24 protein-coding genes are annotated in these 24,494 nt (G+C 69.6%); 16 read left to right on the top strand and 8 right to left on the bottom strand.

Annotated features, from left to right (window positions below; all coding sequences use genetic code 11):
* Positions 1-11: 11 nt before the first annotated feature.
* The 5 genes from ACIN94_RS11855 to ACIN94_RS11835 all read left to right on the top strand — a co-directional run bounded on the left by ACIN94_RS11855 (position 12) and on the right by ACIN94_RS11835 (position 4,809).
* Positions 12-1,226 (top strand): PspC domain-containing protein, encoded by a 1,215-nt coding sequence (locus tag ACIN94_RS11855; protein ID WP_400703453.1) that lies wholly within the window; start codon positions 12-14, stop codon positions 1,224-1,226.
* Between the two features lie 55 nt (positions 1,227-1,281).
* Positions 1,282-1,920, top strand: coding sequence for a response regulator (locus ACIN94_RS11850; RefSeq protein WP_400703450.1), 639 nt, complete (start codon positions 1,282-1,284; stop codon positions 1,918-1,920).
* A 59-nt stretch (positions 1,921-1,979) separates the two neighbouring features.
* Positions 1,980-3,428 carry a glutamate--cysteine ligase gene (locus ACIN94_RS11845; protein WP_400703447.1) on the top strand — a complete coding sequence of 483 codons (1,449 nt, stop codon included), beginning with the start codon at positions 1,980-1,982 and terminating at the stop codon, positions 3,426-3,428.
* A 177-nt stretch (positions 3,429-3,605) separates the two neighbouring features.
* A complete protein-coding gene (locus tag ACIN94_RS11840) occupies positions 3,606-3,869 on the top strand; it encodes a WhiB family transcriptional regulator (protein WP_400703444.1) in 264 nt (87 codons plus the stop codon).
* A gap of 73 nt (positions 3,870-3,942) precedes the next feature.
* On the top strand, positions 3,943-4,809 hold the full coding sequence (locus ACIN94_RS11835) for a lysostaphin resistance A-like protein (RefSeq protein WP_400703441.1): 867 nt from the start codon (positions 3,943-3,945) through the stop codon (positions 4,807-4,809).
* Here the strand turns inward: ACIN94_RS11835 and ACIN94_RS11830 are convergent.
* Together ACIN94_RS11830 and ACIN94_RS11825 are read right to left on the bottom strand one after the other, a co-directional pair.
* Complete coding sequence (locus ACIN94_RS11830) at positions 4,763-5,503, bottom strand: ABC transporter permease (protein WP_400703438.1); 741 nt, start codon at positions 5,501-5,503, stop codon at positions 4,763-4,765. The two genes, ACIN94_RS11835 and ACIN94_RS11830, sit on opposite strands and share 47 nt — an antisense overlap.
* A 47-nt stretch (positions 5,504-5,550) precedes the next feature.
* Positions 5,551-6,270 carry a PIG-L deacetylase family protein gene (locus ACIN94_RS11825; RefSeq protein ID WP_400703435.1) on the bottom strand — a complete coding sequence of 240 codons (720 nt, stop codon included), beginning with the start codon at positions 6,268-6,270 and terminating at the stop codon, positions 5,551-5,553.
* 135 nt (positions 6,271-6,405) lie between these two features.
* Between ACIN94_RS11825 and pcrA the strand changes: the two genes are divergently transcribed.
* The gene (pcrA, locus tag ACIN94_RS11820) at positions 6,406-8,664 is read left to right on the top strand and encodes a DNA helicase PcrA (protein WP_400704074.1); all 2,259 of its coding nucleotides are present in this window, start codon (positions 6,406-6,408) and stop codon (positions 8,662-8,664) included.
* Positions 8,665-8,790: 126 nt separating this feature from the next.
* Here pcrA and ACIN94_RS11815 read toward each other — a convergent pair whose 3' ends face one another.
* The 3 genes from ACIN94_RS11815 to ACIN94_RS11805 form a co-directional block, all read right to left on the bottom strand.
* Entirely contained in the window at positions 8,791-9,702 is a 912-nt protein-coding gene (locus ACIN94_RS11815) for a hypothetical protein (RefSeq protein ID WP_400703432.1), read from the bottom strand.
* Positions 9,703-9,855: 153 nt separating this feature from the next.
* Positions 9,856-10,731 (bottom strand): hypothetical protein, encoded by an 876-nt coding sequence (locus tag ACIN94_RS11810; protein ID WP_400703429.1) that lies wholly within the window; start codon positions 10,729-10,731, stop codon positions 9,856-9,858.
* A gap of 188 nt (positions 10,732-10,919) precedes the next feature.
* The gene (locus tag ACIN94_RS11805) at positions 10,920-11,735 is read right to left on the bottom strand and encodes a hypothetical protein (protein ID WP_400703426.1); all 816 of its coding nucleotides are present in this window, start codon (positions 11,733-11,735) and stop codon (positions 10,920-10,922) included.
* Positions 11,736-11,974: 239 nt separating this feature from the next.
* Here ACIN94_RS11805 and ACIN94_RS11800 point away from each other — a divergent pair, with 239 nt between their 5' ends.
* The 4 genes from ACIN94_RS11800 to ACIN94_RS11785 all read left to right on the top strand — a co-directional run bounded on the left by ACIN94_RS11800 (position 11,975) and on the right by ACIN94_RS11785 (position 16,359).
* Positions 11,975-12,382 carry a cobalamin B12-binding domain-containing protein gene (locus ACIN94_RS11800; RefSeq protein WP_400703423.1) on the top strand — a complete coding sequence of 136 codons (408 nt, stop codon included), beginning with the start codon at positions 11,975-11,977 and terminating at the stop codon, positions 12,380-12,382.
* 132 nt (positions 12,383-12,514) lie between these two features.
* Entirely contained in the window at positions 12,515-13,696 is a 1,182-nt protein-coding gene (gene sucC / locus ACIN94_RS11795; RefSeq protein ID WP_400703420.1) for an ADP-forming succinate--CoA ligase subunit beta, read from the top strand.
* Positions 13,696-14,571: a succinate--CoA ligase subunit alpha gene (gene sucD / locus ACIN94_RS11790; protein ID WP_400703417.1), complete on the top strand. Its 876-nt coding sequence runs from the start codon at positions 13,696-13,698 to the stop codon at positions 14,569-14,571. The genes sucC and sucD overlap by 1 nt, the downstream gene beginning before the upstream one ends.
* Before the next feature lie 129 nt (positions 14,572-14,700).
* A complete protein-coding gene (locus tag ACIN94_RS11785) occupies positions 14,701-16,359 on the top strand; it encodes a DUF6350 family protein (RefSeq protein ID WP_400703414.1) in 1,659 nt (552 codons plus the stop codon).
* Between the two features lie 5 nt (positions 16,360-16,364).
* Here the strand turns inward: ACIN94_RS11785 and ACIN94_RS11780 are convergent, their stop codons facing one another.
* Positions 16,365-16,775, bottom strand: a complete 411-nt coding sequence (locus tag ACIN94_RS11780) for a hypothetical protein (RefSeq protein WP_400703411.1) — start codon at positions 16,773-16,775, stop codon at positions 16,365-16,367.
* A gap of 79 nt (positions 16,776-16,854) precedes the next feature.
* On the opposite strand from ACIN94_RS11780, the gene purN reads away from it, so the two are divergent.
* The 4 genes from purN to ACIN94_RS11760 all read left to right on the top strand — a co-directional run bounded on the left by purN (position 16,855) and on the right by ACIN94_RS11760 (position 20,260).
* Positions 16,855-17,475 carry a phosphoribosylglycinamide formyltransferase gene (purN, locus tag ACIN94_RS11775; RefSeq protein ID WP_400703408.1) on the top strand — a complete coding sequence of 207 codons (621 nt, stop codon included), beginning with the start codon at positions 16,855-16,857 and terminating at the stop codon, positions 17,473-17,475.
* Between the two features lie 46 nt (positions 17,476-17,521).
* Positions 17,522-19,066, top strand: coding sequence for a bifunctional phosphoribosylaminoimidazolecarboxamide formyltransferase/IMP cyclohydrolase (purH, locus tag ACIN94_RS11770; protein ID WP_400703405.1), 1,545 nt, complete (start codon positions 17,522-17,524; stop codon positions 19,064-19,066).
* Positions 19,067-19,216: 150 nt separating this feature from the next.
* Positions 19,217-19,390: a hypothetical protein gene (locus ACIN94_RS11765; protein ID WP_400703402.1), complete on the top strand. Its 174-nt coding sequence runs from the start codon at positions 19,217-19,219 to the stop codon at positions 19,388-19,390.
* 21 nt (positions 19,391-19,411) lie between these two features.
* Complete coding sequence (locus ACIN94_RS11760; RefSeq protein WP_400703399.1) at positions 19,412-20,260, top strand: bifunctional methylenetetrahydrofolate dehydrogenase/methenyltetrahydrofolate cyclohydrolase; 849 nt, start codon at positions 19,412-19,414, stop codon at positions 20,258-20,260.
* A 29-nt stretch (positions 20,261-20,289) separates the two neighbouring features.
* Here ACIN94_RS11760 and ACIN94_RS11755 read toward each other — a convergent pair whose 3' ends face one another.
* The gene (locus ACIN94_RS11755) at positions 20,290-21,183 is read right to left on the bottom strand and encodes a glutathione S-transferase family protein (protein WP_400703396.1); all 894 of its coding nucleotides are present in this window, start codon (positions 21,181-21,183) and stop codon (positions 20,290-20,292) included.
* A gap of 79 nt (positions 21,184-21,262) precedes the next feature.
* Between ACIN94_RS11755 and ACIN94_RS11750 the strand changes: the two genes are divergently transcribed.
* Both ACIN94_RS11750 and ACIN94_RS11745 read left to right on the top strand, forming a co-directional pair.
* The gene (locus ACIN94_RS11750; RefSeq protein ID WP_400703393.1) at positions 21,263-22,309 is read left to right on the top strand and encodes an MBL fold metallo-hydrolase; all 1,047 of its coding nucleotides are present in this window, start codon (positions 21,263-21,265) and stop codon (positions 22,307-22,309) included.
* A 168-nt stretch (positions 22,310-22,477) separates the two neighbouring features.
* Positions 22,478-22,984, top strand: coding sequence for a flavin reductase family protein (locus ACIN94_RS11745; protein WP_400703390.1), 507 nt, complete (start codon positions 22,478-22,480; stop codon positions 22,982-22,984).
* A gap of 151 nt (positions 22,985-23,135) precedes the next feature.
* Here ACIN94_RS11745 and ACIN94_RS11740 read toward each other — a convergent pair whose 3' ends face one another.
* Positions 23,136-24,194, bottom strand: coding sequence for a dihydrodipicolinate reductase (locus tag ACIN94_RS11740; protein WP_400703387.1), 1,059 nt, complete (start codon positions 24,192-24,194; stop codon positions 23,136-23,138).
* Positions 24,195-24,494: the final 300 nt, after the last annotated feature.

Genomic DNA, 24,494 nt, shown 5'->3' with positions numbered 1-24,494 from the left:
ATGCTAACGATATGGCTGACCGACAGACAGTTCACGACGCGGCGCCCGCGGCCCCCGAGGAGCCCGCCTTCCCCCGGCTGATGAGGCGGGTGGAGGGCCGCCTGGTCGCGGGGGTGGCCCAGAGCGCCGCCGCCCAGCTCCGGCTCGACCCTGTCGTGCTGCGGCTGGCATTCGTGCTGCTCACAGTGCTGGACGGGATCGGCGCCGTGGCCTACGCGGCGCTGTGGATGTTCACTCCGCGCGAGCCGTACGAGGGGAAGGAGCCCAGCCGGGACTGGAGCCAGCTCGTCGCCTACGGCGCGATAGGTGTGGCGCTGATGGCCCTCGGCTGGCTCACCGGCGCCTCGACGGGCGGGATCGGCGCCTGGCCGATCGCGGTCGGCGGGATCGGCTCGCTGATCCTGTGGCAGCAGGCCGACCCGGACCGGCGGCGGCGGTGGATGAGCACCACGGTCGGGCAGGTGCGGCGGAACCGGGTCCGCACGTTCATCGGCCTGGGGCTCGTGGTCGTCGGCGCGATCGGCTTCCTGGCGGCCAACAACGAACTGAGCAAGGCCCGGTCCGGCATCATGTTCACGCTGGTGGTCGTGGGCGGTGCCGGGCTCATCGCGGCCCCCTGGCTGGCAGGTCTGTGGAAGGAGCTGCAGCGCGAGCGCCGCGAGCGCATCCGGCAGGAGGAACGGGCCGAGGTGGCCGCGCACGTGCACGACTCCGTGCTGCACACGCTCACGCTGATCCAGCGCAACGCCCATGACTCACGCGAGGTGATGCGGCTCGCCCGTTCCCAGGAACGTGAGCTGCGCAACTGGCTCTACCAGCCGAAACAGGACGCCGACGCGTCGGTGGCCGCCGCGGTGCGCCGGGTGGCCGCGGAGGAGGAGGACGCGCACGGCGTGCCGATCGAGGTGGTCTGCGTGGGTGACTGCCCGTTGACGCCGGAACTGTCGGCGATGATGCAGGCCGCCCGGCAGGCTATGGTCAACGCCGCGAAATACTCTGAATCGTCGGTTATTTCGGTCTATGCCGAGGCGGAACCGGAGGAGGTCACCATCTTCATCCGGGACCGTGGCGTCGGGTTCGATATGGGAGAGGTGCCTGAGGACCGGATGGGCATCCGCCAGTCGATCATCGGCAGGATGGAGCGCCACGGCGGCAGCGCCCGCGTGCGGACCGAACCCGGCGAGGGTACAGAAGTGATGTTGACCATGAAGCTGGAGAAGGCGTGAGCGAGCGAGCCTGCAGGGACGGCAATGCGAGGGTGCGACAGGTGAAGGAGGGCTCATGGGCGGCGTGAGGGTTCTGATCGTCGACGACCACCGGCTGTTCCGCTCCGGTGTCCGCGCCGAGCTGGGCGACTCCATCGAGGTGGTCGGGGAGGCCGAGGACGTGGAATCCGCGGTCAGGACGATCGCGGAGCTCCGGCCGGACGTGGTCCTGCTCGACGTGCACATGCCCGGCGGCGGTGGCCAGGAGGTGCTCCGCCGCGTTCTCGGCGCCGGCTCCACGGTCCGCTTCCTCGCGCTGTCGGTCTCCGACGCCGCCGAGGACGTCATCGGGGTGATCCGCGGCGGTGCCCGGGGCTATGTCACCAAGACCATCAGCGGCCGCGAGCTCACCGACGCGATCTGCCGGGTGGCCGAGGGCGACGCGGTGTTCTCCCCGAGGCTGGCCGGCTTCGTGCTGGACGCCTTCGCCTCCAGCGAGGCCCCGCCGATCGACCCCGAGCTCGACTCGCTGACCCAGCGCGAACGTGAGGTCCTGCGCCTGATCGCCCGGGGCTACGCCTACAAGGAGATCGCCAAGGAGCTGTTCATCTCGGTCAAGACCGTGGAGACCCACGTGTCGTCCGTCCTGCGCAAGCTCCAGCTCTCCAACCGCCATGAGCTCTCTCGGTGGGCCACCGCGCGACGTCTGGTCTGATCTGTACTATCTATGCCTTATGTGCGACTCTGCGAAGTATGGGTCGTGACGTACCTGTAATGGTGTTCAACCGGGAGGACCGACGCCGATACCGGGACAAGGTCCGCCGATGTCTCGACGTCTTCGCGCAGATGCTGCGCGAGTCCCGGTTCGCGTTCGACCGGCCGAAGGCCGGGCTGGAGATCGAGCTCAATCTGGTGGACGATCGCGGCGAACCCGCCATGAAGAACGCCGAGGTGCTGGCGGAGATCGCCGAGCCGGACTGGGCCACCGAGCTCGGCCAGTTCAACGTGGAGATCAACGTCCTGCCGGAGTCCCTTGAGGGGGACGGCTTCGTACGGCTGGAGAAGGTGGTGCGGGACCGGCTCAACCACGCGGAGGAACGGTCCCACACGGTCGGCGGCCACATGGTGATGGTCGGTGTCCTGCCCACGCTGCGGGAGAGCGACGTCCACGAGGGCACGCTGTCGGCCAACCCGCGCTACAAGCTGCTCAACGAGCAGATCTTCGAGGCCAGGGGCGAGGACCTGCACCTGGTGATCGAGGGCGAGGAACCCCTCGACACGTACGCCGACAGCATCACCCCCGAGGCGGCCTGCACGAGCCTCCAGCTCCACCTCCAGGTCAGCCCGGCGGCGTTCGCCGCCAACTGGAACGCGGCCCAGGCCATCGCGGGAGCCCAGGTGGCGGTGGCGGCCAACTCGCCGTTCCTGTTCGGGCGGCGTCTCTGGCAGGAGACCAGGCTCCCGCTGTTCGAGGAGGCCACCGACACCCGCCCGGTGGAGCTGAAGACCCAGGGCGTGCGGCCGAGGGTGTGGTTCGGTGAGCGGTGGATCACCTCGGTCTTCGACCTGTTCGAGGAGAACACGCGCTACTTCCCCGCGCTCCTGCCCATATGCGAGGACGCCGACCCGCACGAGGAGCTCGCCCGCGGCGTGACCCCCGAGCTCGGCGAGCTGACCCTGCACAACGGCACCGTCTACCGGTGGAACCGGCCGATCTACGCCGTCGTGGACGGGACTCCGCATCTGAGGGTGGAGAACCGGGTGCTGCCCGCCGGACCGTCGGTCGTGGACGTCACGGCCAACGCCGCGTTCTTCTACGGCCTCATGCGCATGCTTCCCTACGCCGAGCGGCCGGTGTGGACGCGCATGCCCTTCTCCACCGCCGCGGACAACCTGCACGTTGCCGCCCGGTACGGGCAGGAGGCGCGCCTCTACTGGCCGGGACTCGGCGAGGTGGCCGCCACCGAGCTGGTCCTGCGCCGCCTGCTGCCGCTGGCCTACGAGGGTCTCGACCTGTGGGGGGTGAACCCCGAGTCCAGGGACCGGCTGCTGGGGATCATCGAACGGCGGTGCGCGACCGGCCGGACCGGGGCGCGCTGGCAGATCGAGGCGGTGAACGCGCTGGGCGGCCCCGACCGGCACGAGGCGCTGCGCCGGATGACCCTGCGTTACATCGAGCACATGCACACCAACGAACCCGTTCACACCTGGCCGGTACCGTGATCCCCGCGAGGCGGCGCCCGCCCGGTTCCGTACGCGGAGCAGCGCCAGACGGTCTCCGCCGGCATCCGGCCTGCTGAGTACATCCTGGTGGTTACCTGGAAATTCACCGGAAGGTCGATGTCGCGACGCCGCGGTCCGTCTAGTCTGAAGGCCGGTGACCCACCAGGGGGTGAATGCATGCGGAGGACGGTCCGCGAGATCGGCTGGGCTGTACGGGGCGCCTGCCGCGCGAGCGACCCCGAGCTGTTCTTTCCACTGTCGCAGTCGGCCGATCAGGAGGCGCGGGCGAAGGCGGTCTGCGCGGGATGCCCGGTGCTGACCGACTGCAGGACCTACGCCCTGCGGGCGGGGGAGCCGGAGGGGATCTGGGGAGGGCTCACCGTCCAGGAGCGGCGCAACCTGCGCTTCCCTTCCGGATGGCGGCAGCCCGCCGCGGGATGAGCCCGCCATGGGTGGTCCCGGCCCCGGCAGGCCGAGGCGGATCAGGGCGTACCCGTCCGGGGCGGGTAGGGCTGTGACGGCCGAACGGAGGGCCACGCTCGCGGGCGCGGTGGCCGTCCTGGCGGCGGCGAACGTGCTCAACAACCGCCTCGCGCCGCGCCTGGCCCCGCTGACCTCGGCCGCCGCCACCTGCGCGCTGCTCACCCTGGGCCGCCGTTCCGGGCTCTCCTGGCCCGAGCTGGGGTTCCATCGGCGCTCGCGTGGCCTGCGGATCGGTGGCGCCCTCGCCTCGGCCGTCGCCGCGGTCTACGGCGCCGGGATCGCGATCCCGGCCACCCGCCGCTTCTTCCGCGACGAGCGGGCGCTGTCGCTCTCCCGCGCCCGAGCCGTTGAGGAGGCCCTGCTCCAGGTGCCGATCGGCACGGTCCTGCTGGAGGAGATCGGCTTCCGCGGTGTGCTCCAGGCGCTCCTCGCCCGCTCCTACGGTCCCCGCACGGCCGTCGCCGTCTCCTCGGCCCTGTTCGGCCTCTGGCACGTGCTCCCCGCGATCGACATGACGACCGCCAATCCCGCGCTGAGCGGCCTGGCCCTGGCTGAGACGCCCGGTGACGTGCCATGTGGCGACGTGCCACATGGCGACGGCGGTGGCGGGCCTCGCGGTGAGGGCGGTGCCGGGCGCCCGCCGGATCCGCGGCCGGGGGCCTCAGCCTGGGAGGTGTCGCGGGTGGTGGCGGGTTCGGTGGCCGCCACGGGGTTCGCCGGAGTGCTCTTCTGCGAGCTCCGCCGCCGGGGAGGCCTGGCCGCGCCGGCACTGCTGCACGTCGCGACCAACTCGCTGGGCTATCTGTTCGCCCGGCTCGCTCCGGCCGATCCCGCCCGGCTGGGCGGTCGCCTCACCGCCGAGCCGGGAACCGGCCCTGAGCCGCCAGCTCGACCGTGACGAGTACGGCCGTCGCCTCGGCGGCCAGCAGCGCGACCAGCACGACGAACTGCACCACCCCGGCCTGGATCGGGCTCGCCCCGCCGAGCAGCATCCCCACGAAGGCTCCGGGCAGCGTGACCAGTCCCACGGTCGAGGTCTGGTCCAGCGCGGGCACCAGCGCCTGAGCCGCCGCCGGACGGCAGATCTCCAGCGCCGCGTCCCGTTCGGACATGCCCAGCGAGAGAGCCGCCTCGACCTCCCCGCGCCGCTGGACGAGCTCCTCCACCGCCCGCCGTCCCGCGAGCGCCGTGGCCGTCAGGCACCCGCCGAGCAGGATGCCCGCGACGGGGATCAGCGTGATGCCCTTCAACGGGACGGTCCCGGTGCCGACGAGCAGCACGAGGACCGGCAGCGTCCCCGCCGCCACGGGTACGGCGGCCCAGCGGACCGCGCGGCCCGAGGTGATCCGGCGGCCCGCCGTCAGGCTCGCCACGCCGTACATGATCAGCACGAAGGCCGCCACGGCGAGCGAACGCTGGACGGCCCAGACGATGATCAGCGCCACCGCGCCGAGCTGGACGGCCGCCCGCAGGCACGCGACGACGATGCCGCGCGCGTGCCCGAGGTGGCCGAGCAGGGCGACGGTGGCACCCAGGAGGGCCAGGAGGACGACGACGGCGGCGGTGACAGGGGACGGGACGATGGTGCTCACGGAGGAGAGCCTCTCCCACCGGCGGTCGTTTTCCGCCGTCGACTGGCTCAGGCGGTGGGAACCCGCTGGAAGGCCTCGGCGTAGCTGCCCTCACCGAGGCCCGCTTCGGCCGCGAACCGGGAGGACCGGGTCCGGAGGAAGTCGTCGAAACCTTCCACGTGGTCGATCTGGCTCGCATGGGCGTGCAGCGCGGAGAGCTTGCGTTCGAAGGTGGCGGTGATGTCGACGTGGTGGTCGGGGGTCTGGCCGCCGCTGAGCCAGACCTCCCGGACCGTCCACGCCGCAAGACCCTCGTCGTGCAGGAGCGTGGGGAAGGTGTAGGGGTTGCGCGCGTCGGGGTAGACGGCGTCGAGCGTGCAGCCGCCGACCGCGCGGTGGTCGGGGTGGCTGGGGGAGATGAACCTGTAGTTGCGCTCCGGGGTGTGAGTGATCACCAGGTCGGGCCTGACCTGGCGGATGACCCGGGTGATGTCGCGCCGCAGGTCCAGGCTCTGCACCACGGTCCCGTCCTGGTAGCCAAGGAAACGCACGTCGGCCACCCCGACGATCTTCGCCGCGTTGGTCTGTTCGGTACGGCGGAGCTCCGCCATGCCCCCGTTGTCCAGCTCGCGGTCGATGCCGCCCGCGTCCCCGTCGGTGACGACACAGTAGGTCACCTCGACACCCCGGTCGGTGAACCGGGCGATCGAACCCGCCGCGGCGAAGTCGACGTCATCCGGGTGCGCCGTCACCACGAGCACCCGGTTGATCTCGTTCTCAGACAGCATGAGAGCCCCTCTGTTCTTCCGCTCTGTTTCTCCGCGTGCCGATCAATTCTGACAACTGCCGACAAGTCCACCGGCATTCCTCTCCGCGATGGGATCCGGTTGTCGGCGGACCGCCATAACCTAGGGGGCGTGTCGATCCCAGCCGATTCCCTGACCCACCCGTTGCTCGACGGGCTCAACCCTCAGCAGCGCGAGGCCGTCGTGCACCACGGCAGCCCGCTGCTCATCGTCGCGGGCGCCGGGTCGGGCAAGACGCGGGTGCTGACCCACCGCATCGCCCACCTGCTGGCCGAGCGCGGTGTGCAGCCGCAGGAGATCCTGGCGATCACGTTCACCAACAAGGCCGCGCGGGAGATGAAGGACCGGGTCGACACCCTCATCGGTCCGCGCTCGGCGGCGATGTGGGTGATGACCTTCCACAGCGCGTGCGTCCGGATCCTGCGCCGCGAGGCCAAGCGGCTGGGGTTCCCGACGAGCTTCTCCATCTACGACCAGGCCGACTCCCAGCGGCTGATGGCGATGGTCTGCCGGGAGATGGACCTCGACCCCAAGCGCTACCCGCCGCGCTCCTTCTCCGCCCAGGTCAGCAACTTCAAGAACGAGCTGATCGACTACGAGACGGCGTCCGACCAGGCCTCCAATCACCTGGAGCGCACGCTCGCCGAGGCCTACCGGAACTACCAGCGGAAGCTGACCGAGGCCGGCGCGATGGACTTCGACGACCTCATCATGCTGACGGTCACGCTGTTCCAGATCTTCCCCGACGTGGCCGAGCACTACCGCCGCCGCTGGCGGCACGTCATGGTCGACGAATACCAGGACACCAACCACGCCCAGTACACCCTGATCCGTGAGCTCGTCGGCGCACCCGAGCTGCGCACCGCCGACGGCGACCTGGTCAGGGAGGGCACGGTCGCCCCCGCCGAGCTGTGCGTGGTCGGTGACGCCGACCAGTCGATCTACGCCTTCCGGGGCGCGACGATCCGCAACATCCTCGAATTCGAGCGCGACTACCCCAACGCCAGGACGATCCTGCTGGAGCAGAACTACCGCTCCACCCAGACGATCCTGAGCGCGGCCAACGCGGTGATCTCGCGTAACGAGAGCCGCAAGCCGAAGAACCTCTGGTCCGACCAGGGGACCGGGCCGAAGATCATCGGATATGTCGCCGACAACGAGCACGACGAGGCCATGTTCGTCGCCCAGGAGGTCGACAGGCTCACCGACGACGAGGGCGTGGTGCCCGGCCAGGTGGCGGTGTTCTACCGGACCAACGCGGCCTCCCGGGTGTTCGAGGAGATCTTCATCCGGACCGGCCTGCCGTACAAGGTGGTCGGCGGGGTGCGCTTCTACGAGCGCAAGGAGGTCCGGGACCTGCTGGCCTACCTGCGGGTGCTGGCCAACCCCAACGACGTGGTGTCGCTGCGCCGGATCCTCAACGTGCCCAAGCGCGGCATCGGTGACCGGGCCGAGGCGATGGTGGAGGCGTTCGCGTCCCGCGAGCGGATCTCGTTCGCCGAAGGGCTCCGCCGGGCGGACGAGGCACCGGGCATGGCCACCCGGTCGCTCAACGCCATCAGGGAGTTCGTCGCGCTGATGGACGAGCTGACGGTCAAGGCCGACGGCATGCCGCCGTCGGAGCTGGCCCAGGAGGTGCTGGAGAGCACCGGTTACCGGACGGAGCTCGCCACCTCGGGCGACCCGCAGGACGAGAGCCGCCTGGAGAACCTGGACGAGATGATCTCGGTGGCCTCGGAGTTCGAGGAGGCCAACCCCGAGGGCACGCTCGTGGAGTTCCTGGAGCAGGTCTCCCTGGTGGCCGACGCCGACCAGATCCCGGCGGGCGACGGCGGCCAGGGCGTGGTGACGCTGATGACCCTGCACACCGCCAAGGGCCTGGAGTTCCCGGTGGTGTTCCTCACCGGCATGGAGGACGGCGTCTTCCCGCACGTGCGCTCGCTGGGCGAGCCGAAGGAGCTGGAGGAGGAGCGCCGGCTGGCCTACGTCGGCATCACCCGGGCAGAGAAGCGCCTCTACGTCTCCAGGGCGGCCGTCCGCAGTTCCTGGGGATCGCCCGCGTTCAACCCGGCCTCCCGGTTCGTCGCCGAGATCCCGGCCGAGCTGGTCGACTGGCGCAGCGACCCGGGCAAGAACGCCTGGAGTGCCGCCGCAGGCACCTCCCGCGGCGAGTCCCGCCCGGCCCCCGCCAGGAAGTCCGGTGGCCGGCAGATCCCCAACCTGGCCCCGGGCGACCGGGTCACCCACGACAGCTTCGGCCTGGGCACGGTCGTGTCGGTGGACGGCGTGGCCGAGAAGACCAAGGCCAAGATCGACTTTGGTAGCAGCGGCGTGAAGACCCTGCTGCTGGGCTACGCACGGGTGGAGAAGCTCTGACCGGAGCCGGAGCGGTCATGCGCCAAGGCCCGGTGTGTTCTGGCTCACCGGGCCTTCTCACGCGGGTCGTCCGACCGTGCCCCGAGCTCTCCGGAGCCGGGCGTCTCCGAGAACGCCCTGGGCTGGTCAGTCCTTGAAGACCCGCGTGAAGGGGTCCTCGCTCTGCTCCTCGTCGAACTTCAGCTCGCCGAAGTCCGCCACCTGCGAGGCGGGCGGAGCCTTGATGGCCGACTTCGCGCCCCACCCGGAGTAGCGGCTGTCGTTCAGGTAGGTGATGTCCAGGCTGCTCAGGCCACGCAGGGACTGCGTCCAGGAGGAGACGGCCCGCCGGACGAGCTTGTCGGAGCCGAGGTAGAGCTTCCAGGTCACCGGCAGCGTGGCGGACGTGGCCGAGGGCTTGGCGCCCAGCACCGCGCGGACCGTGGGGGAGACCTTGTAGAGCTCGCCCAGGGTGATCGTGCCCGAGTGGACGACGGTCCGGACGCCGTCCCAGGTGCCGCCGGGACGTCTGGTCGCCGTGTGGGCCAGCGTCGCCTTCAGGGTGGCGGGCTCAAGGGGGTCGATGATCTTCTGGGCGGGGTTGCCCAGGAGCACCGAGTCTCCCTTGGTGCGCAGCCACTTCTTCCCTTCGGGAAGGGCGTCGCCGTAGAACCCGCCTGAGGTGTAGGAGTTGCCCTTCACCGTGATCGTGCGGGAGGGACCGAACAGGTTCTTGAGCTCCTGTTCGGCTCCGGGCAGGCTGAACTGCTCGGTGAGGTCCGAGGCCGTCACCCCCGGCGTGCCGAACTCCAGCACGCCGCTGCGCCGGCTGAAGATCGCTCGGTTGGCCTTGCCCTCGCCGATGATCTTCGCGTTCTCGGCGAGCTTGACGCTACGGTGGGGCTTGAACTGTCTCTTCAGCGCGGATACCGGGTCGGTCTGCGCGGTCCGGACGCTCGCCGGGGCGGCCTGGGCATTCGCGGGGGCGGTGGCCGCGAGCGCGGGCGCGATCAGCGCCGCCGCGGTGGCACCGGTCAGAGTGGCGATCATTCGCCTCATGTAGGGCGTCCTCCTGTGGGGGTCCTCGCGTCCTCGCGGAGCGATCATCGAGATTCTTGCTCAAGTCGCCGCAGGTAGCGTTAGAAACGGACCAATCGACCGCGCCCGGCAGACGATGCCTGCCGGGCGCGGGAGTGTGTCAGCGCAAGGTGATCAGTTGCCGAACAGCGGGATCGAGGTGGCGGTCTCCGCGCCCTCCTGCAGGTCCTTCAGTTCGGCGACCTCCCCGGCGGGGGGAGCCTTGACCGTGACCTTGGCGCCCCACCCGGTGTAGCGGGTGTCGACCGTCATGCTCGTCTTCCCCATGCCGGCCATGGAATAGGTGGTCGTCAGCCGCGTGGCGAGCTGGTCGGCGCCGACATACAGCTTCCAGCCCACCACGGTCTTGGCGGCCGACCCGGTCGCCAAGCTGATCATCGAGGCCCGGAACCAGGGTGAGACCTTCTGGAGCTCACCAAAGGTGATCTTTCCGCTGTAGAGCCCGGCGCGCTTGGTGGTGGCGTGCGCCAGCAGGGCCTTGAGCGTCGCGGGCTCGGCCACGTTGACGAACTGACTCACCGGGCCGATCGTGCCCATCATCTCCATGGGGATGCGGACCCAGGTCTTGTCCTCGGGCAGGAACTCGCCCAGAACGCCGCCGGAGACATAGGACGTGTTCTTGATCCGGATGACCCGTTCGGGCTTGGTCAGTCCGGCGAACATTTTGGAGAGGTTTTCGTCCTCCGTGCTCTCGCCTACGCCCAGGGCGTCGAGATCGCTCTTCTTGATCCGCAGTTTGCCGGTCTGGTCGGACGCGCTGATCCCGGAGGTGCCGAACTGGAATACGCCCTTGCGCTGGGCGAAGACCATATTCCCCGCGGGACTGTGGAATTTGGTGGTGTCGACGAAATTCACGCCGCGGCCGTTGCCGAACCGGCTCTTCAGCGCGGTCACCGGATCGGCGGCCTGGGCGTGCGCGGCCGGGGCGAGCGCGGGGGCGCTCAGCAGGGCCGTCGCGGCGCATGCCAGCCCGGCGATGTGTCGCTTCAAAGGAATTCCTCCCGAATGACTCCTCTACCCCGTGTGGGAGAGGTTGGACATTCTTGCGGTCCAAGATCACGATGGAATCTCATACGTGAACGGATGGCTTGAATAATGGGTGGATATTCTGTGCAGAACGCATCTCGCGACCCTTCGGGAGAGCCGAAAACCCCGAATGGGGGATTCGGAGACAACCGCTAGCCGGTCGGCTCCTCGCTCAGCGGTGCGGTGAGGTTCACCGGGGTTCCCCACGAGGCGAACCGCACGTCGCTGGTGCGGGTGACCTTCATACTGAGCGGCGGTTCCGCCCACGAGGTGACCAGCCTGCGGGGGAGCCCGTCGCCTCCGAGCCAGAGCCGCCAGGTCACCGTCATGGCCGCGACCTGGGCACTGGGCCGCCCGCGCAGGTGTGCCCGGTAGGACGGTGAGGCGCGGTAGAGCGCGCCGAAGGTGACCGTGCCCGTGTGCAGGGCCGCGTCGGCCTTCTTGACCTTGCTGGTGGACAGGAGGGTCTTCAGCGTGGCCGGCTCCAGGGCGAGGACCGGGGTCAGGAAGGGCGACAGGTCGCTGATCCTGCCGGGAGCCCTCATCCACTTCCTGCCGTCGGGGAGGCCTTCGCCGAGCAGGCCGCCGCTCGTGTAGACGTTCCCGCCGACCGCGAGACTCCGTACCGGCGTGGCGGTCTCCCCGGGGAGGGCCGACGCGGTCAGGATGTCGTATCCCGTCATGCCCGCGGCGTCGAACTGCGCGACGCCGCGGCGCTTCTGTGCAAACAGGAGCATTCCGCCGGAGCTCGTCCTGCTGATCTCGGCGATCGTCACGCCGTGGCCGGCGGCGAACCGCGCCGTCAACGCGGCGACCGGATCGGTGGCCGCCACCCGGGCGTTCACGGCAACGGCATGGGTGCTCACAACAGTGGCGGGGGTGTTCACGACAGCGGCCTGGGCGTTCACGGGGGCGGTGGCCGCGGACACGGCCAGGGCGCCGGACACCGCGGTGATCCATCGCTTCATATGTGATCTCCCTCCTGAGGGTAGAAGATCAAAAACTGTAGAGCATGCCGTACCGGGGCACGTAGTTATGTCAATAAAGACAGCAAAATAGGCCTGCGTGGAAAGGTCTCGCGAAATTCAGCCCCATGATCATCGCTGCCGGGTGATCTGTGACGACCTGGTATGTGGCCGGGCGGGACGGCCGGTTACGCTGCGGACAGCTCTCACGTTGCGAGTGGGGCGCAGACAAGGAGGTCTGAATGAGTGCCGTGTCGAGGATCCGCGTCGTCATCGCCAAGCCCGGGCTTGACGGGCACGACCGAGGCGTGAAGATCGTGGCGCGAGCGCTGCGAGACGCCGGGATGGAGGTCGTCTACACCGGCCTGCACCAGACACCGGAGCAGATCGTCCGCACCGCCATCCAGGAGGACGCGGCGGCGATCGGGCTGTCCATCCTCTCCGGGGCGCACATGACGCTCTTCGCCAAGGTGATCGAACTGCTGAAGGAGAACGACGCTGCGGATATCGTGGTGTTCGGCGGCGGGATCATCCCGGACGCCGACATGCCCGAGCTCCAGGAGATGGGCGTGGCCCGGGTCTTCACGCCGGGTGCGACCACTCAGGAGATCGTCGAGTGGGTGCGCAGTGCCGTTCCCGCCGGCGTTTAGGGACCCGGTGACCTGCGCACGCCCCTGCGGGGGCTAGGCTTCACTGGCGCAAAACCGCCGGGCTCCCTCTCTGATCAAGGAGCCGGCTCGCCGATATCTGTACACCAGCCGGACAAGCAAGGACGGACCCTCGTGGACCTGTTCGAACATCAGGCGAAGGAGCTCTTCGCGGAGTACGGCATCCCAGTGCCGCGTGGCATTGTCGCGCACACTGTGGAGGAGGCGCGGGCGGCAGCCGACCAGCTGACCGGCCGTGTCGTCGTCAAGGCACAGGTCAAGACCGGTGGCCGCGGTAAGGCCGGTGGCGTCAAGGTCGCCGACGACGCCGCCGACGCCGAGCAGAAGGCCACCCAGATCCTCGGTATGGACATCAAGGGCCACACGGTCCACAAGGTCCTGATCGAGGAGGCCAGTGCGATCGCGGAGGAATATTACTTTTCCTTCCTGCTCGACCGTGCGAACCGCACCTTCCTCGCCATCTGCTCCGCCGCGGGCGGCATGGACATCGAAGAGGTCGCGCACAGCGCCCCTGAGAAGGTCGCCAAGATCCCGGTCTCTCCCCTGGACGGAGTGGACCGCGCCAAGGCCCGCGAGATCGCCCAGGCCGGTGGCCTGCCGGCGGCCGCGCTCGATGGCGCCGCGGAGCTCATCGAGAAGCTCTGGTGCGCCTTCATCGACGAGGACGCCTCCCTGGTCGAGGTCAACCCGATGATCCTGTCCGTCGACGGCCAGGTCAAGGCCCTCGACGGCAAGGTCACCCTCGACGACAACGCGGCCTTCCGCCAGTCCGACCACGCGGTCTTCGAGGACAAGGACGCGGAGGACCCTCTTGAGGCCGCGGCCAAGGAGAAGGACCTCAACTACGTCAAGCTCGACGGCAACGTGGGCATCATCGGCAACGGCGCGGGTCTGGTCATGTCGACTCTCGACGTGGTCGCCTACGCCGGTGAGGCGTTCCCGGGCCAGCCCAAGCCGGCCAACTTCCTCGACATCGGCGGCGGCGCCTCGGCCGAGGTCATGGCCGCCGGCCTGGAGATCATCATCTCCGACCCGTCCGTGAAGTCGATCTTCGTGAACGTCTTCGGCGGCATCACCGCCTGTGACGCGGTCGCCAACGGCATCGTCTCCGCCTTCCAGCTGCTGGAGAGCCGTGGCGAGGCCGTGACCCACCCGCTGGTCGTCCGTCTGGACGGCAACAACGCCCTCCTCGGGCGGCAGATTCTGGCCGACGCCAACCTGCCGCGCGTCGAGCTGGTCGACACGATGGACGATGCGGCCAAGCGCGCCGCCGAACTCGCCGCGGTAGGTGCGTAATGGCTATCTGGCTGACTGAGAACAGCAAGATCATTGTTCAGGGCATGACCGGTGGTGAGGGCACCAAGCACACCCGCCGCATGCTCGCCTCCGGCGCCCGCGTCGTCGGTGGCGTCAACGCCCGCAAGGCCGGCACCACCCACGAGGGCCTGCCCGTCTTCGGCACCGTCGCCGAGGCCATCAAGGAGACCGGCGCCGACGTGTCGGTCGTCTTCGTGCCCCCGGCGTTCACCAAGGACGCCGTCAAGGAGGCCATCGACGCGGGGATCCCGCTCTGCGTGGTGATCACCGAGGGTGTCCCGATCCACGACACCACCGAGTTCTGGGCCTACGCGGTCGCCAAGGGGAACAAGACCCGCATCATCGGGCCGAACTGCCCCGGCATCGCCTCGCCCGGCGCCTCCAACGCCGGCATCATCCCCGCCGACATCACCACCGCCGGCCGCATCGGTCTGGTGTCGAAGTCCGGAACGCTGACCTACCAGCTCATGTACGAGCTGCGGGACTTCGGCTTCTCCACCGCCGTCGGCATCGGTGGCGACCCGGTCATCGGCACCACGCACATCGACGCCCTCCAGGCGTTCCAGGACGACCCGGCCACCGACGCGATCGTGATGATCGGTGAGATCGGTGGCGACGCCGAGGAGCGCGCCGCCGCCTACATCGAGCAGCACGTGACCAAGCCGGTCGTCGCCTACGTCGCGGGCTTCACCGCCCCCGAGGGCAAGACCATGGGCCACGCGGGCGCGATCGTGTCCGGCTCGGCCGGCACCGCCCAGGCGAAGAAGGAGGCTCTGGAGAAGGTCGGCGTCCGCGTCGGCAAGACCCCGAGCGAGACCGCCCGCCTGATGCGCGAGGTCATGCAGGCGCGCTAGTCCTTCAGGAAAGGCGCCCGGTGTCCTGCCGGGCGCCTTTCCTGTTGTCCGGAAGCTTCCCGTACGGCATGCGACACGCGGGGCGGAGAAGTCCCGTCCACGCGGAAGATCCTGAGACCATCGACTATTGTGACGGCCCTTCTCGATCAGCTCCGGACGGTTCCCCGTAACGTCCTCAGCCGTATCCCCCTACCCGGCGTCACGGGTGACGACGACGTCCGACGGCCGCTTCCCGTCTCCGGGATGCTCGCCGCCGCCTGGACGCTCGGCGTGGGGCTGACGGTGCTCACCACCCTCACCCTGGTCGGCTGGATCGCCTCTCCCAAGGGCGCGCTCGGCCCGGGACTGCCGGGAGTCTTCCGCGCCGCGGCACAGCTCTGGCTGGCGGCACACCACGCGGGGTTCGCCATTCCGGGCGGCTCGCTCGGGCTGCTCCCGCTCGGGCTGACCGTGCTTCCGGCCATCCTGCTGTACCGCGCCGGGATCTGGATGGCCCGGGACGCGGACCTGCGGCTGCGGCTCCCCGCCCGGCTGCCCAAGAACAGTCCGAAGGACGAGGCCAACGCCCGGCGCCGGGCTCAGCTCGTACTGGTCGCCCAGGCGGGCGTCTCGCTGGCGGCGCCGTACGCGCTGCTGGCCGGAATCATCGCGCTGGTCACCAGGAACGAGGTCACCCAGCCGTTCCTCGGCGACGTGCTGGTCAGCCATCTCGTACTGGCCTTCCTCGCGGGCTCGCTGGCCACCGCCAGGACGGTCGGGCCGTGGCGGTCGATGCTGCGCCTGCTGCCCGAACGGCTGCGCTCGGTCATGGCCGCCTCGGCCGCCGCGCTGGGGATCATGCTCGTGGCGGGCGCCCTCATGGTGCTCGGCGCCATCGTGGTGAACTTCAGACAGGTCCAGGAGCTCTCCGGCGTCCTGTCACCGGGCTTCGTCGGCGGACTGCTGCTCCTGCTGGTCCAGGGTCTCTACCTGCTCAACGCGGTCATCTGGGGGATGGCCTACATCGCCGGGCCGGGCTTCGCGGTCGGTACCGGCACGCTGGTCGCGCCGACGGGCGTCCAGCTCGGGACCGTGCCAAGCCTGCCGCTCCTGGGCGCTCTGCCGGAGTCGGGTACCACCCCGGCATGGGTGATGGTGGTGATCGCGCTGCCGTTCGCGGCGGGGGCGGTGGCGGGCGTCCTGGGCGTCAGGATCGCGCCGTCGCCGTCGTACGAGGGCGCGCCGCTGTGGGGGTTCGTCTGCGGGCTGGTGACCGGCGCGGCGGCCGGGGGGCTGGCCGCGCTGTCCGGTGGCTCACTGGGCGGGGAGAGGCTCTCCGCGGTCGGACCCGCGGCCTGGGAGGTCATGCTCTCGGTGACGCTGGAGGTGGGCGTCGCCGCGGGCATCTCGGCGGGGCTGGCCAACTGGTGGCTGATCTTCCGGGGATACAACCCGGTCGTGGCCAAGGCCGCCGCCAAGGTCGGCGCGGCGACCGAGCCGGTCCGCAGGGCGGGGGCCAGGATCGCCAGGGCGGCGGGGGCGGTGGCCGACAAGGTCGGGCTCGCCGAGCCGGACGGACCCCGCATGCTCCCCGGCCACTGGATGGACGCCACCGAGTGCGACACCCAGCCGATCCCGATCATCAAGGACGACTGGGAGGACGAGCACGCCTCGGCGGCGGCGGAGAACCCGCCGGCGGCACACCACCGCGAACCGCCACGCCCGCCCCGGCGTGACATCGTGGACGAGTCCGACGACAAGGGCGGGCACGTGATCTACCTGGATCCCTACGCCTGGGACCGTGACTAGCCCCCTCAGGGAGGGAAGGGGAACCGCACGTCGCCAGGCTGGACGAAGGGCATCTTCTTCTCCATCGCCCGTTCGAGATGATCCACGCACTCGTTCTGGGCGGTGACGGTGCCCGCCCCCTTGCGGCACTCGGCGTAGGCGCTCAGCTCGTCGCTGAAGTAGAACTGCATCGCGGTCACTCCCAGGGAGATCAGCAGCGCCAGCGACGACACGACGATGCCGAGGACCGCGGGGGTCGATGGCTTGGTCACCGACCGCAGGGCCCGGATCGCGCGGATCGAGGCGACGAGGGCGAAGATCGACATGACGAGCCCCGCCAGGGGGAGCAAGAGCGTCAGCACCACCGAGGAGAACGCGAGCCACAACGCCCGTCGTCCCGCGCCCTCCGCCGGCCGTGCCTGGACGGGAGTCGTCACCTGACCTCCTTGCATCGTGTGAGTGGACAGGCAGATACCCTTGCAGCGGCGTGAGTCCCCGTCCGAATGGAGTGCGTCGGTGTCATCCCAGGCCGCTCGGCTTGTGGTCCTCGTGTCCGGTTCTGGAACCAACCTACAGGCCCTGCTGGACGCTGCGGCAGACGAGTCTTACGGTGCCCGGATCGTGGCGGTGGGGGCCGACCGTGACGGTATCGAGGGATTGGCCCGCGCGGAACGGGCCGGTCTCCCCACTTTCGTCGAGAGGCTGGCCGACCACCCCGGACGGGACGCCTGGGACCGGGCCGTCGCGGCGCGGATCGCCGAGCACCGGCCGGACCTGGTCGTCTGCGCGGGATTCATGAAGATCCTCGGTGCGCCGACGCTGTCCGCCTTCCCGGTGCTCAACACCCATCCCGCGCTGCTGCCCGCCTTCCCGGGGGCGCACGGGGTCCGTGACGCCCTCTCGTACGGCGTGCGGATCACCGGCTGCACCGTGATGCTCGCCGACGCGGGGGTCGACACCGGGCCGATCGTCGCCCAGAAGGCCGTGCCCGTGCTGGAGGGCGACGACGAGGCCACCCTGCACGAACGCATCAAGACCGTCGAGCGGAGCCTGCTCGTCGACACCGTCGGACGGATGGCCCGTGAGGGCTGGACCGTGACCGGCAGGATCTTTCGCCTCGGACGACCCGGCAGATGAGCCGGGCGCCCCGGATGAGACCGGAACCAGACAAGAGGAGCACGAAGTGACCCGCATCGCCATCCGGCGCGCGTTGATCGCGGTGTATGACAAGAGCGGGCTGGAGGAGCTGGCCCACGGGCTCGACGCCGCGGGTGTGGAGATCGTCTCCACCGGAGGGACCGCCGCGAAGATCGCTTCGTTCGGCGTCCCCGTCACTCCCGTCGAAGCACTGACCGGGTTTCCCGAGTGCCTTGACGGCCGCGTCAAGACCCTGCACCCGCGCGTGCACGCCGGCCTGCTGGCCGACAGCGGCAATCCCGCCCACGTCAAGCAGCTCGAAGAGCTGGAGATCGCCCCCTTCGAGCTGGTGGTGGTCAACCTCTACCCGTTCCAGGAGACCGTGGCCTCCGGCGCCTCCGACCGCGACTGCGTGGAGCAGATCGACATCGGCGGCCCCGCGATGATCCGGGCCGCGGCCAAGAACCACGGCACGGCCGCGATCGTGGTCGATCCCGGCGCCTACGGTGACGTGCTCGCCGCGGTGGCCGAGGGTGGCTTCACCCTCACCGAGCGGCGCCGCCTCGCCGCCGCCGCGTACGCCCACACCGCCGCCTACGACACCGCCGTCGCCTCCTGGTTCGCGGACGTCTACGCCGCCGAGGAAGGGGCCTGGCCACGCTACATGGGCGCCGCGTGGACGCTCCGGTCGCCGCTGCGCTACGGCGAGAATCCGCACCAGGGGGCGGCGCTGTACTCCGGCGGGCGCGACGGCCTGGCCAACGCCGAGCAGTTGCACGGCAAGGAGATGTCCTACAACAACTACCTTGACGCCGACGCCGCCTGGCGGGCCGCCTGGGACTTCGCCGAGCCCGCCGTGGCGATCATCAAGCACCAGAACCCGTGCGGCATCGCGGTCGGCGCCGATGTCGCCGAGGCGCACCGCAAGGCCAACGCCTGTGACCCGGTCTCCGCGTACGGCGGGGTGATCGCGGTCAACAGCGAGGTCACCGAGGCGATGGCGCGGCAGGTCGCCGAGGTGTTCACCGAGGTCGTGGTGGCCCCGGCCTTCACCGCCGAGGCGCTGGCCGTGCTCACCGAGAAGAAGAACATCCGGCTGCTGGCCTGCCCGGAGGGGCCCGGCAACGCGGCCGAGTTCCGCCGGATCGACGGGGGCCTGCTGGTGCAGACCACCGACCGAGTGAACGCCCCCGGCGACGACCCGTCCACCTGGGAGCTCAAGGCGGGCCCCGCCGCCTCCGCCGAGGTCCTCGCCGACCTGGCCTTCGCCTGGAAGGCCTGCCGCTCGGTGAAGTCCAACGCGATCCTGCTCGCCGCCGGCGGCGCGAGCGTCGGCGTCGGCATGGGCCAGGTCAACCGGGTCGACTCGGCGCAGCTCGCGGTCTCCCGCGCGGGCGACCGCGCCCGGGGTTCCGCCGCGGCCTCCGACGCGTTCTTCCCGTTCGCCGACGGCCTCAAGGTGCTCATCGACGCCGGGGTGAAGGCGGTCGTGGAACCCGGCGGCTCCATCAGGGACGGAGAGGTGATCGCCGCGGCCGAGGCCGCCGGGGTCACCCTCTACTTCACCGGCGCCCGCCACTTCTTCCACTGATCTACGCACAGGTGTACGGCTGCCGCACCACCGGGGCAGCCGTACATCAGAGATAGGAAAGTGACGGACCGGACAGATTTTCTGGCCGGAGAAGGTTTGAACCGTAGTTAACCTGAAGCATCCCCTCCGTCACCTCCATGGAGATCCCTCATGCCTTTGCTGGACGGCACCCTGAACGCCTTTGTGATCATGAGTGGATTCTGGGAGAGTCCCTGGTTGCTCCTCATCTTCGCCTTCGGCGCCGCCTACCTTGGGGCCAAGGCCGTGGAGATCATTCCCTTCACGCGCAGGATCATTGAGCGCAGGGACGCGGAGCGCGGATGACCACTTGGAAGGACTGAACCCTTGAGTGCGCAGATTCTGGACGGCAAGGCCACCGCGGCGAAGATCAAGGCAGACCTCGCGGCGCGTGTCGCCGTGCTGAAAGAGCGGGGTATCACCCCCGGGCTCGGCACCGTCCTGGTCGGCGACGACCCGGGCAGCCAGATCTACGTGGCGGGCAAGCACCGCGACTGCGCCGAGGTCGGCATCGCCTCCATCCGCAGGGACCTGCCGGCGACCGCCACCCAGGCCGAGGTCGAGGCGGTCATCGACGAGCTCAATGCGGCCGAGGAGTGCACCGGCTACATCGTCCAGCTCCCGCTGCCCCGCCACCTCGACACCATGGCGCTGATCGAGCGGATGGACCCGGCGAAGGACGCCGACGGCCTGCACCCGGTCAACCTGGGCCGCCTGGTCCACATGGTCGACGCGCCGCTGCCCTGCACCCCGCACGGCATCGTCCTGCTCCTGCAGGAGTACGGTGTGCCGATCAAGGGCGCCGAGGTCGTCGTGGTCGGGCGGGGCATCACCGTGGGCCGCTCACTCGGCCTGCTGCTGACCCGCCGCTCGGAGAACGCCACCGTCACCCTCTGCCACACCGGCACCGAGGATCTGGCCGCTCACACCCGTCGCGCCGACGTCGTCGTCGCCGCCGCGGGCGTGCCGCACCTGATCACGGCCGACATGGTCAAGCCCGGCGCCGCCGTGCTCGACGTCGGGGTCTCCCGGGTCGATGGCAAGATCGCCGGCGATGTCGCCCCCGACGTCAAGGACGTCGCGGGTTTCCTCGCCCCCAACCCCGGCGGTGTGGGCCCGATGACCCGGGCCTTGCTGCTGACCAACGTGGTCGAGGCCGCGGAGAAGAGCGCCTAGCACCGGCCGCGCCTGACGCATCCCGGTGATCAGTCCGCGGTCCAGTCGAGTTCTGGGCCCTGTGGCACGATCCGGGTCGGGTTGATGTTGGTCTGGGTCATGAAGTAGTGCCGTTTGATGTGGTCGAAGTCGGTGGTGTCACGGAAGGCCGGGATGGCGTACAGGCCGCGGGCGTAGGCCCAGAGGGCGGGGTAGTCGGTCAGGCGTCTGATCGCGCACTTGAAGTGGGAGTGGTAGACCGCGTCGAACCGGGCGAGCGTCGGGTAGAGCCGGACGTCGCTCTCGGTGAGCGCGTCGCCGTGCAGGTAGGGCCGGGTGGCGAGCCGTTCCTCCAGCAGGTCCAGGGTGTCGAAGACCTGGGTGACCGCCTCGTCGTAGGCCTCCTGGGAGGTGGCGAACCCGGCTCGGTAGACGCCGTTGTTGAGCCCGTTGAAGATCACCTCGTTCAGCGCGTCGATCTCCCCGCGCAGCTCGGCGGGGTAGAGGTCGGGCGCGTCCTGGGCGTGCCACGGTGCGAAGGCGGTCTCCAGGGTGAGCGTGATCTGCGGGTAGTCGTTGGTGACCAGGCGCTTGGCCGTACGGTCCCAGACGCAGGGCACGGTGTAGCGGCCCTCGTAGCCGGGGTCGGTCGCCAGGTAGAGCTCCGAGAGATACTCCACGCCGGTGACCGGATCGTTCCCGGGGATGCGCCAGCCCTTCTCGTCCCTGATCGGGTCCACGATCGTCACGCCGACGACGTCCTGGAGGCCGAGCAGCTCGCGCACGATGAGCGAGCGGTGCGCCCACGGGCAGGCGTAGGAGGCGTAGAGCTGATAGCGGCCCGGCTCGGGCGGATGCTCGCCGCCCGCCTCGATGCGTGCGGTGAACCGGTTCGGCTGCCGGATGAAGCGTCCGGCGTCGGAGATCTCACGTCCCAGCTTCATGGTTAGACCGTATGCCACCCCGCGTAGAACATGGTTCGGTTGGGAGGGCACAATCGGGGCGACGAAGGGAGTCCGGGACATGGTGACACCGGCGAACGAGGCGCAGCGCGCGGCATGGAGGAGCGGGGGGTTCCCCGAGGTGGAGCGGGTGCGGCCGGGGCTGTGGTCGATTCCGGTGCCGATCCCCATCAACCCTCTCCGCTACGTGCTGGTCTACGCGTTCGAACTCCCCGACGGGGTGGCGATCGTGGACGCGGGGTGGAACACCGACGAGGCGTACGGCGCGCTGGCGGCTGGACTCGCGGTCGCCGGATACGAGGTGACCGACGTCAAGGCCATCCTGGTCACCCACATCCACCCCGACCACTACGGGCTGGCCGGACGGATCCGCGAGGTGTCGGGCGCCTGGATCGGGCTGCACCCGGCGGACTCCCGGCTGCTGCACGGCCGCTACGACGAGGACAAGGTCGACGCGCTGGTGGCGCGGGAACGCGAGCTGCTGGCGCGGGCCGGAGTGCCGAGTCTCACGCTGGACGAGCTGGCCGGGGCCTCGATGATGATCCGGCACCACGTGAGCATGGCCATGCCCGACCGGCTGATCGAGGACGGCGACCGCCTCGATCTGCCGGGCTGGGACCTGCGGGCGATCTGGACGCCCGGCCACTCGCCGGGCCACCTGTGCTTCGTCGAGCAGGAACGGCGGCTGTTGTTCTCCGGCGACCACGTGCTCCCCAGGATCACACCCATCGTGGCCGTCCATTCGCAGTCCGCACCCAACCCGCTCGCCGACTACCTCGGGGCGCTGGCGGCGGTAGGCAAGTTCGACGTGGACGAGGTGCTGCCCGCGCATGAGTACCGGTTCCTGGAGCTGGCCGACCGGGTCGACCATGTGATCGCCCACCACGAGGAGCGGTTGGCCGAGATCGAGGCGGCGGTCGGCGCCGCGGACGGGATCACCTGCTGGGACGCGGCAACCAGACTGACGTGGTCGCGTCCGTGGGAGACCATCCCGCCGTTCATGCGCCGGGGGGCCAACAACGAGACGCTGGCGCACCTGGTCTGGCTGGAGGCCAGGGGTCGCCTGCGCCGGGTCGCGGGCGAGCCCGACCTCTGGTTCCCCGCGTAATCGCCGGTGGAAGATCGCTCGGGTACGGCCGCTTCTCAGGTGGCTGCGGTACTCAGAGAGGAAGTTTCGGCGTGATATCGGGAAGAGATGGAGTTATGAATGAGTTGCGGACCATAAGCGTGTTTCATGCCGCCGAGGAGGAAAAGTGATCGTGCGGATCGAGAAGCCATGACCGAGACCATGTCCGGCAGGGCGGTCGACGCCGAGCAGTTCCGGCGGGCACTGGCCGTCCACGCCGCCGGGGTGGTCGTGGTCACCGCCCAGGCCGAGGGGATCCCGGTCGGCCTGACGGCCACCTCGTTCTCCTCGGTCAGTCTTGTGCCCCCGCTGGTCTCCTTCTACGTCGACCAGTCCTCGACCACCTGGCCCCGGCTCTGTCAGGCCGATCACTTCGCGGTGAACGTGCTGGCCAGCGACCAGGCCGAGCTGGCCTCCCGGTTCGCACGCAAGGGTGCCGACCGTTTCGCCGCCCCCACTTCCTGGTACTCCGGCCCTCTGGGCGTGCCCCTGCTGAACGGCGTGTCCGCCCAGCTGATCTGCGCCCCCTATTCCACCGTCGACATAGGCGACCATGTTCTCGTCGTCGGCCTCGTCATCGAGGCCAACCTCGACCCCGGCGGCCATCCTCTCCTCTACCACCAGGGCCGCTTCGGCCGCTTCGCTCCGCATCCCTGATCTCGGGCGGGAGCGCCCCTTCCCGGAGCGCCCCCGCACGGGACCGGTCGTGCTCGATGGGCACGGTGATCGAACCGCCGTAGATCTCCGCCTGCGGCGCGCAGGCCCCCGATCCACCTGCCTCCGTACGGTGACCGCCGGATCGGGCTGGTCAGGCCAGGCGGACGGTGCCGCGGCCGGTGGCGAGGGGGAGGTCGAGGAGGGTGCGGATGCCGGGCGGGGCGGCGCAGAGAGCGGCCACCGAGTTGACGGCGTGGGCGGCGGCGCCGGCGAGACCGTGGGACATCTCGTCGACGGTGAGCGTCATCTGGGGGACGCCCTCGATATGGATGGTGAAGCCGGGGTCGGGCCAGCGGTGGACCTTGGCGGCGTCGGCCTTGTAGACGCACTCCACGGTCATGAACGGACGTCCGCGGACGAGACCGGTGAACGTCCAGCGGGATGCGCACACGGTGCCGGCGCTGACCAGCCCCGCGGCGATCTCGAACTCCTCGGACGCGAGCTCGAACTCGTCGCTCTCCTCGACCTGGTCGAGGGTTACACCGAGGGCTCCGGCCACGAACTGGACACTCTCGGCGAACAGCGCGCGCTGGAAGGCGCGGAAGGGGCGCACGGCGCCGGCGTAGTCCTTGGCCGAGAGGGTGAAGCCGAACAGGTCGACCACGATCCGCCGGGACGGGTGCCCCTGGAAGTCGGAGGACTCGCGGACGTAGATGTGGTCGATCCGGTTGGACAGCCCGGTCAGGGCGAGCGGGAGGATGTCGCTCATGAAGCCGGGGTTGATACCGGTGCCGTGCAGCGAGGAGTTGCCCGCCTGGCAGGCGGACTCCAGGCGTTCCACCACGCCGGGGCCGTAACACTGGGGGTACACGAAACCGGTGGTGGTGACGACGTTCTTGCCTGAGGCGAGCAGGGCACAGATCATCTCGATGTCGGACGGCCGGTCGCCGCCGAAGTAGAGCGTCGGCAGCGGCATGTGCAGCACGCAGTCGGCGTCCAGGGCGAGGATCTCGTCAACGTCATCGGTGCAGGTGACGCCGGCTTCGGTTAGGCCGACGAGTGTTCCAGCGTCTTTCCCCACCTTGTCCGGGTCGTAGACGAGAACCCCGACGAGATCGAAATCGGGACGGGTGATCAGTGCGCGAAGGGAGGATCGGCCAACGGCACCGGTAGCCCACTGGATCACTCGTAGGGGCGGAGATGAGGGCATGCTTTGCCTCCAGCCCGGGTCTCTGGGCGGGGCCGTGCTGGGAGGAGTGTCGTCGTTGACCCTCGCCCTGTTCGGGGCAGAAACTTTAGCAGAAATTCACACGCGCGATCACTATCCGCGACGGTTCGGCAGCCTGTCGTCTCCGCGCATGGCTCTTCGGAGGGCGCCCTTTCTGGTCTGCCAGGGGAGTTGGGGCCGACCGGGCGAGTCCGCAGACTTTTGCCCAAATCCGCAAAAGTCTGCGGACTGTTGGCTAAAAGGTCTTCACAACATGAGCAAATGAGGGTTAGCTTCTGCATA

Source organism: Streptosporangium sp. NPDC087985, from assembly GCF_044741965.1.
Lineage (GTDB): Bacteria > Actinomycetota > Actinomycetes > Streptosporangiales > Streptosporangiaceae > Streptosporangium.
The sequence above is the reverse complement of the archived record's forward strand: the minus strand, read 5'-3'. Positions and strand labels throughout refer to the sequence as shown.

Coding starts and splice junctions, on each gene's coding strand:
- ACIN94_RS11855 (WP_400703453.1), top strand. CDS start 12: ATGGCTGACCGACAGACAGTTCACGACGCGGCGCCCGCGGCCCCCGAG.
- ACIN94_RS11755 (WP_400703396.1), bottom strand. CDS start 21,183: ATGAAGCTGGGACGTGAGATCTCCGACGCCGGACGCTTCATCCGGCAG.
- ACIN94_RS11815 (WP_400703432.1), bottom strand. CDS start 9,702: ATGAGGCGAATGATCGCCACTCTGACCGGTGCCACCGCGGCGGCGCTG.
- ACIN94_RS11750 (WP_400703393.1), top strand. CDS start 21,263: ATGGTGACACCGGCGAACGAGGCGCAGCGCGCGGCATGGAGGAGCGGG.
- ACIN94_RS11825 (WP_400703435.1), bottom strand. CDS start 6,270: ATGCTGTCTGAGAACGAGATCAACCGGGTGCTCGTGGTGACGGCGCAC.
- ACIN94_RS11740 (WP_400703387.1), bottom strand. CDS start 24,194: ATGCCCTCATCTCCGCCCCTACGAGTGATCCAGTGGGCTACCGGTGCC.
- ACIN94_RS11745 (WP_400703390.1), top strand. CDS start 22,478: ATGACCGAGACCATGTCCGGCAGGGCGGTCGACGCCGAGCAGTTCCGG.
- ACIN94_RS11840 (WP_400703444.1), top strand. CDS start 3,606: ATGCGGAGGACGGTCCGCGAGATCGGCTGGGCTGTACGGGGCGCCTGC.
- ACIN94_RS11850 (WP_400703450.1), top strand. CDS start 1,282: ATGGGCGGCGTGAGGGTTCTGATCGTCGACGACCACCGGCTGTTCCGC.
- ACIN94_RS11765 (WP_400703402.1), top strand. CDS start 19,217: ATGCCTTTGCTGGACGGCACCCTGAACGCCTTTGTGATCATGAGTGGA.
- ACIN94_RS11805 (WP_400703426.1), bottom strand. CDS start 11,735: ATGAAGCGATGGATCACCGCGGTGTCCGGCGCCCTGGCCGTGTCCGCG.
- ACIN94_RS11845 (WP_400703447.1), top strand. CDS start 1,980: ATGGTGTTCAACCGGGAGGACCGACGCCGATACCGGGACAAGGTCCGC.
- sucD (WP_400703417.1), top strand. CDS start 13,696: ATGGCTATCTGGCTGACTGAGAACAGCAAGATCATTGTTCAGGGCATG.
- ACIN94_RS11800 (WP_400703423.1), top strand. CDS start 11,975: ATGAGTGCCGTGTCGAGGATCCGCGTCGTCATCGCCAAGCCCGGGCTT.